The 14136-nt window shown below is 69.9% G+C and carries 13 protein-coding genes; 8 read left to right on the top strand and 5 right to left on the bottom strand.

Translation table 11 applies throughout. The annotated features are described in order from the left end of the window. Window position 1 precedes the first annotated feature (1 nt). Window positions 2-1624, bottom strand: coding sequence for an ABC transporter permease (locus tag WFM69_RS00525; protein ID WP_337000586.1), 1623 nt, complete (start codon window positions 1622-1624; stop codon window positions 2-4). Further along, window positions 1624-2616: an ABC transporter ATP-binding protein gene (locus WFM69_RS00520; RefSeq protein WP_337000584.1), complete on the bottom strand. Its 993-nt coding sequence runs from the start codon at window positions 2614-2616 to the stop codon at window positions 1624-1626. The genes WFM69_RS00525 and WFM69_RS00520 overlap by 1 nt, the downstream gene beginning before the upstream one ends. A 90-nt stretch (window positions 2617-2706) precedes the next feature. Between WFM69_RS00520 and WFM69_RS00515 the strand changes: the two genes are divergently transcribed. From WFM69_RS00515 to WFM69_RS00500, 4 genes are all read left to right on the top strand, one after another. Continuing rightward, complete coding sequence (locus WFM69_RS00515; RefSeq protein WP_337000582.1) at window positions 2707-3906, top strand: class I SAM-dependent methyltransferase; 1200 nt, start codon at window positions 2707-2709, stop codon at window positions 3904-3906. A 352-nt stretch (window positions 3907-4258) separates the two neighbouring features. Continuing rightward, window positions 4259-5563 carry a quaternary amine ABC transporter ATP-binding protein gene (locus WFM69_RS00510; protein WP_337000580.1) on the top strand — a complete coding sequence of 435 codons (1305 nt, stop codon included), beginning with the start codon at window positions 4259-4261 and terminating at the stop codon, window positions 5561-5563. Then, window positions 5563-6513 carry an ABC transporter permease gene (locus tag WFM69_RS00505; protein WP_337000578.1) on the top strand — a complete coding sequence of 317 codons (951 nt, stop codon included), beginning with the start codon at window positions 5563-5565 and terminating at the stop codon, window positions 6511-6513. Before WFM69_RS00510 ends, WFM69_RS00505 begins: the two co-directional genes overlap by 1 nt. Continuing rightward, on the top strand, window positions 6506-7429 hold the full coding sequence (locus WFM69_RS00500; protein ID WP_337000576.1) for a glycine betaine ABC transporter substrate-binding protein: 924 nt from the start codon (window positions 6506-6508) through the stop codon (window positions 7427-7429). The genes WFM69_RS00505 and WFM69_RS00500 overlap by 8 nt, the downstream gene beginning before the upstream one ends. 127 nt (window positions 7430-7556) lie before the next feature. Here the strand turns inward: WFM69_RS00500 and WFM69_RS00495 are convergent, their stop codons facing one another. From WFM69_RS00495 to WFM69_RS00485, 3 genes are all read right to left on the bottom strand, one after another. Beyond that, window positions 7557-8075: a septum formation family protein gene (locus WFM69_RS00495; protein ID WP_337000574.1), complete on the bottom strand. Its 519-nt coding sequence runs from the start codon at window positions 8073-8075 to the stop codon at window positions 7557-7559. Between the two features lie 158 nt (window positions 8076-8233). Then, complete coding sequence (locus WFM69_RS00490) at window positions 8234-9511, bottom strand: sensor histidine kinase (RefSeq protein WP_337000572.1); 1278 nt, start codon at window positions 9509-9511, stop codon at window positions 8234-8236. Window positions 9512-9516: 5 nt separating this feature from the next. Beyond that, window positions 9517-10182, bottom strand: a complete 666-nt coding sequence (locus WFM69_RS00485; protein ID WP_337000570.1) for a response regulator transcription factor — start codon at window positions 10180-10182, stop codon at window positions 9517-9519. Window positions 10183-10318: 136 nt separating this feature from the next. Here WFM69_RS00485 and WFM69_RS00480 point away from each other — a divergent pair, with 136 nt between their 5' ends. Genes WFM69_RS00480 through WFM69_RS00465 form a run of 4 tightly spaced genes read left to right on the top strand, consistent with a single transcriptional unit; the run spans window position 10319 to window position 14047 of the window. After that, window positions 10319-11083, top strand: coding sequence for a hypothetical protein (locus WFM69_RS00480; RefSeq protein WP_337000568.1), 765 nt, complete (start codon window positions 10319-10321; stop codon window positions 11081-11083). Continuing rightward, window positions 11080-12135 (top strand): peptidoglycan-binding protein, encoded by a 1056-nt coding sequence (locus tag WFM69_RS00475; protein WP_337000566.1) that lies wholly within the window; start codon window positions 11080-11082, stop codon window positions 12133-12135. The genes WFM69_RS00480 and WFM69_RS00475 overlap by 4 nt, the downstream gene beginning before the upstream one ends. Next, the gene (locus WFM69_RS00470) at window positions 12132-12842 is read left to right on the top strand and encodes an ABC transporter ATP-binding protein (protein ID WP_337000564.1); all 711 of its coding nucleotides are present in this window, start codon (window positions 12132-12134) and stop codon (window positions 12840-12842) included. Before WFM69_RS00475 ends, WFM69_RS00470 begins: the two co-directional genes overlap by 4 nt. Next, on the top strand, window positions 12839-14047 hold the full coding sequence (locus tag WFM69_RS00465) for an ABC transporter permease (RefSeq protein WP_337000562.1): 1209 nt from the start codon (window positions 12839-12841) through the stop codon (window positions 14045-14047). Before WFM69_RS00470 ends, WFM69_RS00465 begins: the two co-directional genes overlap by 4 nt. The last annotated feature ends 89 nt before the right edge of the window (window positions 14048-14136 follow it).

Here is a 14136-nt window from a genome sequence, read left to right as displayed (position 1 = left end):
CCTAGGCGCCGGGAGCGAGCTCGCGGCGTCGCATCAGGGTCAGAGCCGCCGCTCCTCCGGCGGCCAGGACGAGCACGAGCCACCACAGCCCGCGCACATCCACACCGGTGCCGTCGACGACCGGGGTCACGGCGAACGGCGAGAGGTTCGCGCTCCACTCCGGCAGTCCGAACAGCGGGCCGAACATGCCCAGCAGCGCGGCCAGCAGCACGAGGCTCCACGCCACCGCGGTCGTCGCCCGCGGCAGCAGCACGAACACCAGGGCCGTGAGCACGGCGAAGATCGCGCCCGCCACCGCCTGGCCGAGGCCGGCGACGGCGACGATGCGGTACAGCGAGCCGTCTCCGCCGTTCGACCAGATGCCGGCCCATCCGGCGAGCATCGCCGCGGCCACCACGATCACGACGGCGACGATCCCGACGATCACGAAGTCCGCCAGCCAGCGCACGCGACCGATCGGCGTCGCGAGCACGGCCTCCGCGGTGCCGCGCGCCTCCTCCTGGCGGGCCCGCACGACCGTCTGCACCGCGCAGCAGGCCGCCAGGATGCCGAGCAGCGTGAAGAACACCGTCACCACGACCTCCTCCAGTCCGCCGGTCGCACCGCCGATCTTCTTCAGGATGTCGGCGACGGCCGGATTCTCGCCCGAGATCTGATCGACCAGGCCGCTCAGCGTCGTGGCGAGAATGCCGGTGATCGCGCCACCGACCGCCCAGCCCACGATCGAGCCCGAGGTGAGACGCCAGACCAGCGCGTGCGGCGAGGCGAGCGAGGGCCGTGCCGACACCCGCCCCGGACGCTCGGCCACGAAGCTCGCATCGATGTCGCGGAGGGACTGCAGTGCGACCGAGGCCACCGCGAGCACGAGTCCGAAACCGACCCCGAGCAGCATCGGCCACACGAGATCGGTGTCGTACGGGCGCGTCTGCTCCGCCCACCCGAACGGCGACAGCCACGCGGGCCAGGCGCTCGTCATGCTCGACAGGTCGTCGCTCGGGGTGCCGGCGGCGTTGCCGATGCCGCGGATCAGGAACGTCGCCACGAGCACCCACACCGTCAGGGAGTTCGCACCGCGGGATGTGCGCATGAGCTGTGCGGCGAGCAGCCCGATCCCGAGGAACGCAATGCCGCAGGATGCTGCGGCCGTGCCCGCCAGCAGCGAGCCCGCGGCCGGGAGCCCGGTGCCGATCAGCGCGAGCGTCGTGAGGATGGCGAGCACGATGTTCGCCAGGAGCCCGTGCACGATCGTGGCGATGGTGGGCAGGCGGCGTCCGGCCGGGGTGGCCCAGACGAGCTCCGCGCGGCCCGCTTCCTCGTCGCCGCGGGTGTGCCGCACGGCGAGGAAGCAGCTCATCAGCGCGGCGAGGAACGCCAGCCACGGCAGCACCTCGAAGGCCAGGAAGGCTCCCTCGGACGTGCCGGAGGGCAGCCCGCGGAACATCAGGATCACCGGATTGGCGAGGGCTGCGGCGAGGATGTTCTGCCGGTCGGCGAGCGTCGAATACGACTGGCTGACGCCGGCATATCCCGCGAACGCCATGAGCGCCGTGCCGACGATCCACAGTGTCAGCTGCAGCCAGTCACGACGGATGCGCTGCCGCAGCAGCACGCCGAAGGTGCTCATCACGCACTCTCCTTCTGCGCGCGGCGTGCGCGGCGGCTACCGGGAGCGGCGTCGTCCGAGCCGCCGTCCTCGGCTGCTTCGAGGGTCGCGAGGTCGTCGCCGTAGTGACGCAGGAACAGCTCCTCGAGCGAGGGCGGTGCCACGCGCAGGTCGCTGATGCCGAGAGCGGCGAGTGCGGGCAGCACGGTGGCGGTGCGGTCGCTGTCGACGGCGAGGCGGATGCGGTCGCCCTGCGCGGACGGATCATGCACGTCGGGGATGCGCGCGACCTGCTCGAGCGTGGCGCCGGCGGGCGTGAACGACACGTCGCTGCGGGTGAGGTGGCGCAGTTCCTGCAGCGTGCCGGTCTCGACCACACGGCCGGCGCGGATGATCGACACTCGATCACACAGCTGCTCGACCTCGCTCATGATGTGGCTCGACAGCAGCACCGTGGCACCGTTGGCGTGGGCGCGTGCGACCTCGCGCTGGAAGATGACCGCCATCAGCGGATCGAGTCCGCTGGTGGGCTCGTCGAGGATGTAGAGGTCGGCGGGCACGGCGAACGCCGCGATCAGCGCCACCTTCTGCCGGTTGCCCTTGGAGTACGCGCGACCCTTCTTGCGCGGGTCGAACTGGAAGGCGTCCATCAGCCGCTTCTTCTCGTGCTGATACGCCGCATCCTTCGTGTGGGCACCGCGCAGGCGGGCGAGCAGGTCGATGGCCTCACCGCCGGACAGGTTGGGCCACACGCTCACGTCGCCCGGAACGTACGCAATGCGCCGATGCAGGTCGACCGCGCGGTTCCAAGGGTCTTCGCCGAACACGGTCGCCTCCCCGGCGGTGCGTCGCGCGAGGCCGAGCAGGATGCGGATCGTGGTCGACTTTCCCGCGCCGTTCGGGCCGAGGAAGCCGTGCACCTGGCCCTGCTCGACGGTCAGGTCAAGGCCGTCGAGCGCGTGCACGTGGCCGTAGTGCTTACTGAGGTTCTGGGTCAAGATGACGGTGGTCATGCGCGGGAGCGTACGCCCGATTCACAATCTTGTGAATCGGGCGAAAACAACCCATGCAGAATCCTTACGACGCCCGCGTACAGTGGGCTGGTGCCGGAGTTCCCCTACAGTCGCCTGCGCCGGTGGCCCGACGTCGAGGCGGACAACCTCCAGGCGTATGACGCGACCGATCTGCTGCTCGTGGAGCGGGCGCTCGGGCTCGACATCCCCGGGGCGGAGACGGTCGTGATCGGCGACGAGTACGGCGCGATCACTCTGGCGCTGGTCGGCGCCGGCCGCGGCGGTGTCCGTGTGCACCAGGACCTCGCCACCGGCCGCCGTGCCCTGCAGCGCAACGCCGACGACCTCGGTCTCACCGGCTTCGCGTCACACGAGCTCGATCCGACGCTGCTCTCCGGTGCGCGACTCGTGCTTCTTCAACTGCCCAAGGCACTCGCCGAGCTCGAAGAGATCGCGGACGCCGTGGCCCGCTGGGCCGCACCCGACGTGCAGCTCATCGCCGGCGGTCGGGTCAAGCACATGACCCTCACCCAGAACGAGGTGCTCGGGCGGAGCTTCGCGCACGTGCAGGCGCAGCGTGCGGAGCGGAAATCGCGGCTGATCGTGGCGACGGAGCCGAGTCCGGTCCCCGCGGAACCGCCGTACCCGGTGACCGCGCGGCACGACGGGCTGACGCTCGTGGCCCACGGCGCGGCGTTCGCCGGCGCTCGCCTCGACATCGGCACGCGGGTGCTGCTCGATGTGCTCGACCTCCACGGTTCACAACTCCTCAAGAGCGGGCCGATCGACGGCGGATCGGGCCCGAATCGGGCGCCGAGCGGGGATTCTTCCGGAGTTGTGAACAGCACGGAGTCGCGCCGTGTGCTCGACCTCGGCTGCGGCACCGGGGCGCTCGCCGTGTCGTGGGCGCTCGCTCACCCGCGCGACGTCGTCACCGCCACCGACCGCTCGGCCGCGGCGGTGGCCTCCGCCCGTGCGACGGCGGTCGCGAACGGCGTCGCCGACCGGGTCACAGTCACGCACGATGATGCGGGCTCGGCGCTTCCGGATGCCTCCTTCGACGTGGTGCTGCTGAACCCGCCGTTCCACCTCGGCGCGAGCGTCCACACGGGGGCCGCGACCCGCCTGTTCGAGGCCGCCGCACGCGTGCTCCGGCCCGGCGGCGAACTCTTCACGGTCTACAACTCCGCTCTCGGCTATCGCCCCGAGCTCACGCGTCTGATCGGCACGACGGAGCAGCTCCGACGCACGCCGAAGTTCACCGTGACCCGCAGTATCCAGAGCTCCTGAGCACGCGATTCCGGCCCGGCGAACCGCCCGCGGAGCACCTGTTGATTACCTGTGCAATCCCCCGGTCAGCCGACGAAACCCGGGCATGCCGCGAGCGCAGGATTTGCCCCTGATCGGCCATTTCGTTACGTTGGAACGTGGGCCTGACGGCCCGAAGACCAGTCCGCGGCCACGTCCTTCTTTCGATGAGCTGTGCTGCGAAGAGGCGTGGGCGTACGGTCGATCCTCTCTGCGGTGGATCCGAAATCCGCCGTCCGTGCCGCCACAGCAACTCATGTCGAACGGCCACGTGAGAATCACCCGGACGTAACCGAAGCAGGCTCAGCCACCCGAGGCGAGCCGCGGGGGAAACGTGTCCGAAATCGCTCTTGAAGCGCGCCATCTGTACAAGGTTTTCGGTAAGAATCCGAACGCCGCCATCCGCCGTCTGAAGGCCGGTGAGAGCCGAGCCGCCGTCGCGGATGCCGGCACCGCCGCGGTCATCGACGCCAGCTTCACCGTCAACCGCGGTGAGATCTTCGTCATCATGGGCCTGTCCGGTTCAGGAAAGTCCACCATCATCCGCATGCTCAACGGGCTGCACGACGTGACCGACGGCACCGTCACCGTGAGCGGCGACCCCATCACCGGCGTCCCGTCGTCGAAGCTCCGCGAGATCCGTCGCGACCGCATCTCGATGGTGTTCCAGCACTTCGCGCTGCTGCCGCACCGCACGGTTGCCGCGAACGTCGCCTACCCGCTCGAGCTGAAGGGCACGCCCAAGGCGGAGCGCCTCGCGAAGGCCGAGGAGATCCTGTCGCTCGTCGGCCTCGAAGGTCAGGGCGACAAGCTCCCCTCCGAGCTCTCGGGTGGCATGCAGCAGCGCGTGGGAATCGCCCGTGCACTCGCCGCCGACAGCGACATCCTGCTCATGGACGAGGCGTTCAGCGCCCTCGACCCGCTGATCCGTCGCGAGATGCAGGAGCAGCTGCTGGAACTGCAGCAGAAGCTGCAGAAGACGATCGTGTTCATCACGCACGACCTCAACGAGGCGATGTTCCTCGGTGACCGGATCGCCGTGATGCGCGACGGCCGCATCGTGCAGATCGGCACGCCGGAGGACATCCTGATGGACCCGGCCAACGACTACGTCGAGCAGTTCGTGCAGGACGTCGACCGCGCCCGTGTGCTCACCGCGGCGAATGTGATGGAGCGCCCGCGGCCCGTCGTCGCGGAGACCGCCGGCCCTCGCACCGCACTGCGTCAGATGCGCGACGCCTACATGTCGGCGACCTACGTGGTCGGCAAGGACCGGCAGCTCGTCGGCGTGGTCACCGACCGCGATGCCGTGAAGCTCGTGCGCAAGGGCACCGCGACACTCGACTCGGTCATCAAGCCCGTGCTGCAGAGTGTGCGCGAGGACGAGGTGCTGATGAACCTGTTCGTGCCCGCCGTCGAGTCGCCGCTGCCCCTTGCCGTGGTCGACGCCGACGGGCGCCTCGCCGGAGTGATCCCGCGTGTGACGCTGCTCGCCGCGCTCGGCCCCGGACCCGGTGCGACCGAGGAGATCATCCTCCCGCTGATGCCGATGCCGCAGGCCGAGATCGATGCCGTGCTCGACGACGGGTGGACGGCCGAGCCCCTCCCGGCGGCTCCGACCGCGGAGGAGGTGCGCTGATGGACGGCTTCCGCATCCCCATCGGAACCTGGGTCGAATCCGGCGTCGCCTGGATCAAGGACAACCTCGACGGCCTGCTCGACGTGATCTCGTTCGTCGTGACGTTCCTCGTCGACGGACTCACCTCGCTCCTGCTGCTGCCGTACTTCTTCGTCGTGATCGCCATCGCCGCGCTCATCGCGTGGCTGGTGCGCTCGTGGCAGCTGGCCATCGGCACGGTCGTGTCGTTCACGCTGATCGTCGCGATGGGCCTGTGGGTGCCGGCGATGCAGACGCTCGCCCTCGTGCTCGTGGCCGCCGTGATCGCCGTGCTCATCGCCGTGCCGCTGGGCATCTGGTCGGCGCGCAACGCCACGGTCCGCGCCGTGCTCAAGCCCGTGCTCGACTTCATGCAGACGATGCCCGCGTTCGTGTACCTGATCCCTGCGATCGTGTTCTTCAGCATCGGCGTCGTGCCCGGACTCGTCGCGACCGTCATCTTCGCGCTGCCCCCCGGCGTGCGCCTGACCGAGCTCGGCATCCGCGGCGTCGACTCCGAGACCGTCGAGGCCGGCCAGGCCTTCGGCGCGAAGCCCGGGCAGATCCTGCGCGGTATCCAGTTGCCGCTGGCCATGCCGACGATCCTCGCCGGCATCAACCAGGTCATCATGCTCGCGCTCTCCATGGCGGTCATCGCCGGGATGGCGGGCGCCGACGGCCTCGGGAAGATGGTCGTCGAAGCCATCTCGACCGTGAACATCGCCAAGGGCGTGGAGGCCGGACTCGGCGTGGTGCTGATCGCCGTGTTCCTCGACCGCGTCACCGCCGCGCTCGGAACGCTGGGGCAGAACCCGGCATCCCTGCTCGCGGTGATCCGCCGTCGTCGCGTGCAGCACCAGACCAGCGCGACCGCCGTGGCGGCACCCGACATCGAGACGCCCGTCGAAGAGAAGGAGCTCCAGAATGCGTAAGCGCAGGATCATGACCATCGCGGCGATCGGCGCCGCGGGAGCCCTCGCTCTGTCCGGCTGCGCGAGCGACGGCGCCGGAGGCACCATCGAGCTCGGCGGCGGCAGCGGAAACGCCGGCGGCGGGGGCGACAAGGGCACGATCACGCTCGGCTTCCTCCCCTCCTGGACCGACGGGCTCAGCACCGCGTACCTGCTGCAGGACCAGCTCGAGAAGATCGGCTACGACGTCGAGCTGAAGACGCTCACCGAGGCGGCCCCGCTGTACACCGGGCTCGCCCAGGGCGACGTCGACCTGTTCCCGTCGGCCTGGCCGGAGGTCACGCACGCGGAGTACATGAAGACCTACGGCGATTCGATCGAAGACCTCGGCACGTACTACGACAACGCCCGGCTCACGATCGCGGTGCCGGAATACTCGGAGCTCACCTCCATCGAAGACCTCGCGGGCGCCGACCTCGGCGGCAAGATCTACGGCATCGAGCCGGGTGCTGGCCTCACGGCGCAGACCCAGAAGATGCTGCCCGCGTACGGCCTCGACAGCCAGTACGAGCTCGTCACCTCGTCGACGGCGGCGATGCTCACCGAGCTGAAGTCGGCGACCGACAAGCAGGAGGACATCGTCGTCACGCTGTGGCGGCCGTTCTGGGCCAACGACGCCTTCCCCGTGAAGGACCTCGAAGACCCGAAGGGCGCGATGGGGGCCGCTGAGGGCCTGCACTTCCTCGGCACCAAGGGCTTCGCGGCGGAGTTCCCCGAGGCCGCCGACCTCATCGAGCAGATCACGCTCGACGACGAGCAGTACGGTTCGCTGGAAGACCTCGTGGTCAACGAGTACGGCGAGGGCCGGGAGGCGGAGGCCGTCGACGCCTGGCTGGAGAAGTACGGCGACCAGTTCGATTGGGTCGTGAGCAGCTGACCGATCCCCGGCATCCGGAAGAAGGAGATCTCGCCCCTTCGAAGGGCCCTGCGGACGCAGAGGCTCCTTCGTCGGGCGAGATCTCCTTCGTTTCGTGCGGAGCTGCAGCGCGAGGGGTGCCGGCGCCTCAGCGGGCGGCGCCCTTGAGCGTGCCGACGAGCGCGTCGTTGTCGGGATCGAGGATGACGCACTGGACCACCCGGTCGTTCATGGTGTCCCAGGTGTCCTTCGTCGGGGTGATCGGGTAGGCGCTGAGAGTCGAGTCCTCCCAGGCCATGCCGACGAACGTGTCGAACGCGGGGAGGCACTGGGCCTCGACCTGCGCGTCGATCTCCGCGTCGTCCGGGAACTCGCCGTCCGGGAGGGAGAACTCGAAGTACACCTCTTCGCCGTGCGGTTCCGAGCACGGGACCACGGATGCCTCGCTGATCTCGCCGGCGGACTCGCTCGTCGGCATGCAGTCGCCGACCTTGAGGGCGAAGATGTCGATGTCGGCGCCCTCCTTGACCTGGCCGGTGGTCTCATCCCGTTCGGCGTCGCCGCCGCTGAGGATGCTGGCCAGAGCGCTACATCCGGACAGGCCGAGAGCGAGCGTGAGCGCGGTGCCGGTGAGCAGCAGGGCTCCGCCGATACGGGTCTTCTTCATGGGGAGGTTCCTCTTCGAGTGCATGGTCGTGGAGGCTCCCACGCGTGAGCAGTGCAGGAACCTCCCGCCATCACACCCGCGCATCCGTCGCCCTGCGAGACCCCGATGCCGGTTGTCAGTATCCGCCCGCGCGAATTCAGTAGGAGGACGCGACGGTGTCAGAGCGGCAGCACGATCGCGGCGATCAAGCCGCCGCCCTTGCGGGCCCGCAGCCGCACCTCGCCGCCGTGCGTCTTGGCGATGCTCTGCACGATCGCCAGACCCAGGCCCGTGCCGTCCGGCCCCGCCGAGATGCGACTCGCATCACCGCGGTAGAACGGCTCGGTGAGCAGGGCGACGGTGGCCGGAGCGATCAGCGCGCCGGTGTTCTCGACCTCGATGATCGCACGACCGCGCTCGCGTCGGGAGCGCACCCAGATCTCGCCACCCTCGACGTTGTGGCGGACCGCGTTCTCCAGCAGGTTGCGCGCGGCTCTGGCCAGCAGGATCGGGTCGCCCTCGACCGTGAGCTCGCGCAGGGCGATGTGCACCTCGACCTCTGCGGCATCCACTTCGTCGATCTCGCCCTGGACGAGTGCGCTGAGCTCGACCGGCTCGACGTGGTCCAGCCCGGTGCGGGCACGGGCGAGGGCGAGCAGTGCGGTGATGAGCCGTTCGCTCTGCTCGGTGGCCCGTAGCGCGCGCCGCAGGTTGGCCTGCAGCTCGTCCGGGACGGCACCCTGTTCGAGGGGGATCTCCAACGCTGTGCGGGTCGTGGTCAGCGGAGTCCGCAGCTCGTGGGAGGCGTTCGCCACGAAGCGGTCCTGAGCGGTGAACGCCGACTGCAGGCGGTCGAGCATCCCGTCGATCGTGTCACCCAGCTCCTTGATCTCATCATCGGGGCCGGGAAGATCGAGGCGGCGACCCAGGTCGCGCTCGGAGATGTCGCGTGCAGCGGCGGTGACCTCCCCGATGCGGTCGAGGGAGCGGCGCGCCAACCAGAACGCGATCGCCCCGGCGACACCCGTGAACGCCACCAGCACCACGATCGACCACAGCAGCAGCCCGCCGCCGACCTCGTCCGCGAGGAACGTCGACTGCTGCAGCACCGCTCCCTCCACGGCATCCAGCGACACCGACTGGAGCGGTGTCGCCGGCTGGAACTCGGAGATGTCGGCGGTCTCCGCGAAGTACGCGCAGCCGGTATTCACGGCGCCGTAGAGCAGATCGCTGCCGTCGGTGAGCGGGGCGACCCCGCTGACATCGGTGTTGTCGGCACTGGGCGTCCCCGGGGTGACCTGCGTGACCGACGTCACCGGCACGCAGCTCGCCGCGGTCGTGCTGATGGCCGACGCGAACAGCGACTGCACCACCAGGTACTGCACGGTGAGCAGTGCGGCGCCCGCGGCGATGAACACCCCGGCGATGATGATCACCAGTCGAGTGCGGAAGCTCATCCGTCTCATGTCGTCCCCACTCGATAGCCGTGCCCTGGTGCGGACTGGATGATCTCGGGCGCACCGAGCTTGCGGCGCAGCGTATGCACCACGATCTTGACCACCCCGCGCGTCCGCTCCCGCGGTTCATCCCACACCTCGTCGAGCAGGTCGTCGGCGCTGACATAACCGCCCTCCGCCGCGAGCAGCGTCTCGAGCACCCCGAACTCCTTGAGCGTGAGCCGGATCGGGGTGCCGTCGCGCTCCACCACCCGACGGGCGGTATCCAGGCGCACCCCCGCCGCTTCCAGCACGGCACTCGCCCGCGCAGAGTGCCCGCGGCGACCCAGCGCACGCAGTCGCGCCAGCAGCTCGACGTACGCGAACGGCTTTGCGAGGTAGTCGTCGGCGCCGAGATCCAACCCCTCGACGCGGTCGTTGAGCGTGCCCGCCGCCGTGAGCATGAGGATGCGCGCCGGATACTGCTGCGCCACGAGAGTGCGGCACACGGCATCGCCGCTCAGCACGGGCAGGTCGCGGTCGAGCACGATCACGTCGACATCGGCCGAGGCGGCCGCGGTCAGCGCGCTGGCACCGTCGCGGGCCACATCCACCAGGTAGCCCTCCCGGCGCAGGCCGTCGGCCAGCGTGTCGGCCAGATCGGCCTCATCCTCCACCAGCAGCAGTCGCATCGCACCTCCCGTCTCCGAGGGTGCGCTCGCCGCGGTTAGGTTCCGGTTAGGCGCCGTCATACCCACAGCAAACCACCGCATCCGTAGAACTGACTGCACGTCGCGGACGAGCTGCGACCACGAGAAAGGTGCAGTCATGTTCAACTCGAAGACAGCCAGGACGCTGGTGGTGATGCCCGCGGTCGTGGCACTGTTCGCGCTCGCCGCGTGCAGCGCGCCCTCCGCGGACGACAAGGCGAAGGACGGCGCGAACGATGCCGCCGCTGCCCGCTTCGTCACGTGCCTCACCGGTGAGGGGCAGACCGCGAAGATCGTCGAGGGCGGTCAGGTGGGTCTGCTGATGCCCGATGCTCCCACCGGCAGCGGCGAGGTGACCTCACTCGGCAGCGCGACACCGCTCGGTGCCGGAGACGGCGAGGAGATGGCGATGACGATGATCTTCTCCGACGAGGACGGCACCTGGCTCGCATCCACGGCCGCCTCGGGCTACCCGGAAGAAGGCGGTCAGCGCGCCGCGTGGGAGAAATGCGAAGAAGAGGTGCCCGAGTTCACGCAGCCGGAGCCGGACATGTCGGGCGCCGAGGGCGCGCAGACGCAGGTCATGTCGCCCGAGGAGTTCATCGAGGCGGGGCTGGCGTTCGCCGCCTGCGCGCGGGAGAACGGCTTCACCGATTTCGCCGACCCCGACGCCGACGGCATGCTCACCCTGCCCAAGGGCATCAGCGAGGACGAGGCGCGCACCCTGCTCGACGCGTGCGCCGAGACCACCGGTGACATGCCCCCCATGTTCACGCAGAAGAGCATCGAGGCAGCCGACTTCGACTGGTTCGCTCTGATGGGCGAGTACTACGAGGGCATGTTCTCCGCCGCGACCGTCCTTCCGTCCGGAGGCGACGAATGAGCCGCCGGCTGACGAAGGTGCTCGTGCCCGTGGGAGTGCTGCTCGTGGCGGCGGCGGTCACGCTGGCGGTGCTGCAGCCGTGGAGCTCGATGGCCGAGGCCCCGCACGAGAGCAAGAAGCCGGTGACCGCCGAGGCCGAGCTCACCACGCTGACGTCCGACCTCCGCCTCAACGGGAGTCTGAGCTACGGAGCATCCGTCTCCCTTCCCGGTCGCGGGGGGACCATCACCCGGCTGCCCACCGCGGGCGATGTGATCGGCGTGGGCCAGGCCCTCTACGAGGTCGACGGCAAGCCGGTGATCGCGATGCGCGGCGACCGACCCTTCTGGCGGGACCTGGGTCCGGGAGTCGAGAAGGGCCCCGATGTCCGCCAACTGGAGCGGGCGCTCGCCGACCTCGGCTTCGGGAAGGACATGACGGTGGACGACGAGTTCACCGCCGTCACCGAGCGCAACGTGAAGGCCTGGCAGAAGTCGCTCGGCGTGACGCAGGACGGCGTCGTGAAGCTGGGCGACGTGGTCGCGATCACCGCGGCGTCCGTGCGCATCGAGTCGGTCAAGGCGAAGCTGGGCGACCCGGCGGGCACGACCCCGCTGACCTACACCGACACCACCCTGCGCGTGGTCGCCAAGCTCACGGATGCGCAGGCACGCGAGATCCTGCCGGGTACCCGGGTCACGGTCATCCTCCCCGACGGCACCGAGGCGCTCGCCACCATCACGGCGGTCGATCCCGGTGGTCAGCCGACCGAGAAGGAGGGCGAGACCACCCCCGCCACCGCGAACGTCGAGTTCGACGACCCCACCGTCGCGGAGGGCATCGGACTGCGGGCGGTCAAGGTCGTCTTCGCGACCGCCGAGGTGAAGGACGCCCTCGTGGTTCCGGTCACCGCCCTGGTGGCGACGACCGACGGCGGCTACGCGGTCGACGTGCTGCGCAAGGGTGGCAAGATCGAGCGCGTCGCGGTGGAGGTCGGCCTGATCGCCGACACCAAGGTGCAGGTGACCGGGGGAGACCTCGCGGCCGGCGACGCGGTGGTGGTGGCGCAATGACCCCCGACACCGTGGTCGAACTCGTCGACGTGATCAAGGAGTACCCCGGGAACCCGCCGCTGCGCGTGCTGCACGGGATGAGCCTGGCGATCGAGGCCGGCGAACTGGTGGCCGTCGTGGGAGCATCCGGATCGGGCAAGAGCACGATGCTCTCGATCATGGGGACCCTCGACGATCCCACCAGCGGCACCGTGCTGATCGACGGGACCGATGCGGCGGCACTGCCCGAACGGGACAAGGCCGTGCTGCGCGCTCGCCGCATCGGATTCGTGTTCCAGCAGTTCTTCCTGCTGCCGGCGCTCAGCGCGGTCGACAACGTCGCACTCGGGCTGCTCTACTCCGGGGTGCCGGTCGCCGAGCGTTCGGTGCGTGCGGCCGCCGCCCTGGAGCGGGTCGGTCTCGGCGCCCGCATGAAGCACCGGCCGGGGCAGCTGTCCGGCGGCGAGCAGCAGCGCGTGGCGATCGCGCGCGCCATCGTCGGGAATCCGTCGGTGCTGTTCGCGGATGAGCCCACCGGCGCGCTCGACTCCACCACGGGCGAGCACATCCTGGCACTGCTCACCTCGATCGCCGACGCGGGCACGGCGGTCGTGATCATCACGCACGACGCCCACATCGCCGAGCGCACGCAGCGGCAGGTCGGCATCCACGACGGACGCATCGTCAGCGACACGGGTGCGCGGGCGAAAGTGGAGGTCGCCGCATGAGGCGCATGGGAGAGCGGACTCCGCGGTTGAGCGTCGCCGACGGCATCCGCACCGCGCTCATCGGTCCGCGCAGCCGCAAGATGCGCACGGCACTGTCGGCGCTCGGGGTCGCGGTCGGCATCGCGGCGCTCACAGCCATCACGGGCATCGCCGCGTCGAATCAGGCCGAGCTGCTCGCCAAGCTCGACGCGCTCGGTGCGAACATGATCGTCGTGCAGCCCGGGTACGGGCCCGACAACAAGCCGGTCGCGCTGCCGGAGACGGCGGCCGGGATGATCGAGCGGATCGACGGGGTCGAGCAGATCGGCGTGCTCGAGAAGGTGCCAGAGGGCACCGGGGTGTATCGCAATGACCTCATGCCGAAGAGTCAGGGCAACGGGCTCACCGCCTATGCCGCGAGCCCCGAGTTCCTGGCATCGGTGGAGGGTTCGGTCGCGAAGGGCTCCTGGTTCGACGAGACCGACCGATCCCTGCCGGTGACCGTGCTCGGTGCCGCGGCGGCCGCGCGGATGGGCATCACCGAACCGGGCGTGCGTGTCTGGATCGGGGAGCAGTGGTACACGGTCATCGGCATCCTCGACGCGGCGGGGCTCGCCGAGTCGATCGACGCGAGCGCGTTCCTCGGCGATCGCTGGGCGGCCGAGCATGTGTCGGCGAAGGGCGATGACACCATCGCCGCGATCTACGTGCGCATGGCCGACGGCGCGACGGGCGAGAAGGTGCGCGACGCGGTCGCCCGCGCGGCGAACCCGTCTTCACCGTACGTGCAGGTGACACCGCTCGGCGACCTCGCCGGGGCGCGGGACACCGCGGATGACGCACTGTCGGGTCTCGCGGTCGGTCTCGCCGCGATCGCTCTGCTGGTCGGAGGGATCGGCATCGCCAACACCATGGTGGTCGCGGTGCTGGAGCGACGCGGAGAGATCGGTCTGCGGCGGGCGTTGGGTGCGCGTCCGGGCCAGATCGCGGGACAGTTCGTGGCGGAGGCGATCGTGCTCGGCGGCCTGGGGGGCCTGGCCGGGCTGGTGCTGGGCGCGGCAGGCGTGTTCGCCTACGCGGCGATCCAGGGTCAGGCCGCGACGATCCCCGTGCTGGTGCTCGTGGGCGGCCCGGTGGTGGCGCTCGCGGTGGGCGTGATCGCGGGGCTCTACCCGGCGGTGAGTGCCGCGCGGCTGTCCCCGACCTCGGCCCTGCGTACGGTCTGAGCGTCGGATGGGCCCGGGCGGAGTTCTCGTGGTCGGGCGGAGAACCTGAGCTTAGGACTCCGCCCGACGGGGAGAACTCCGCCCGCCGC

Origin of the sequence: Microbacterium sp. LB12, assembly GCF_037150835.1 — a bacterium.
Classification (GTDB): domain Bacteria; phylum Actinomycetota; class Actinomycetes; order Actinomycetales; family Microbacteriaceae; genus Microbacterium.
Note: the sequence above shows the minus strand (reverse complement) of the source record. Positions and strands in the feature narration are given on the sequence as shown.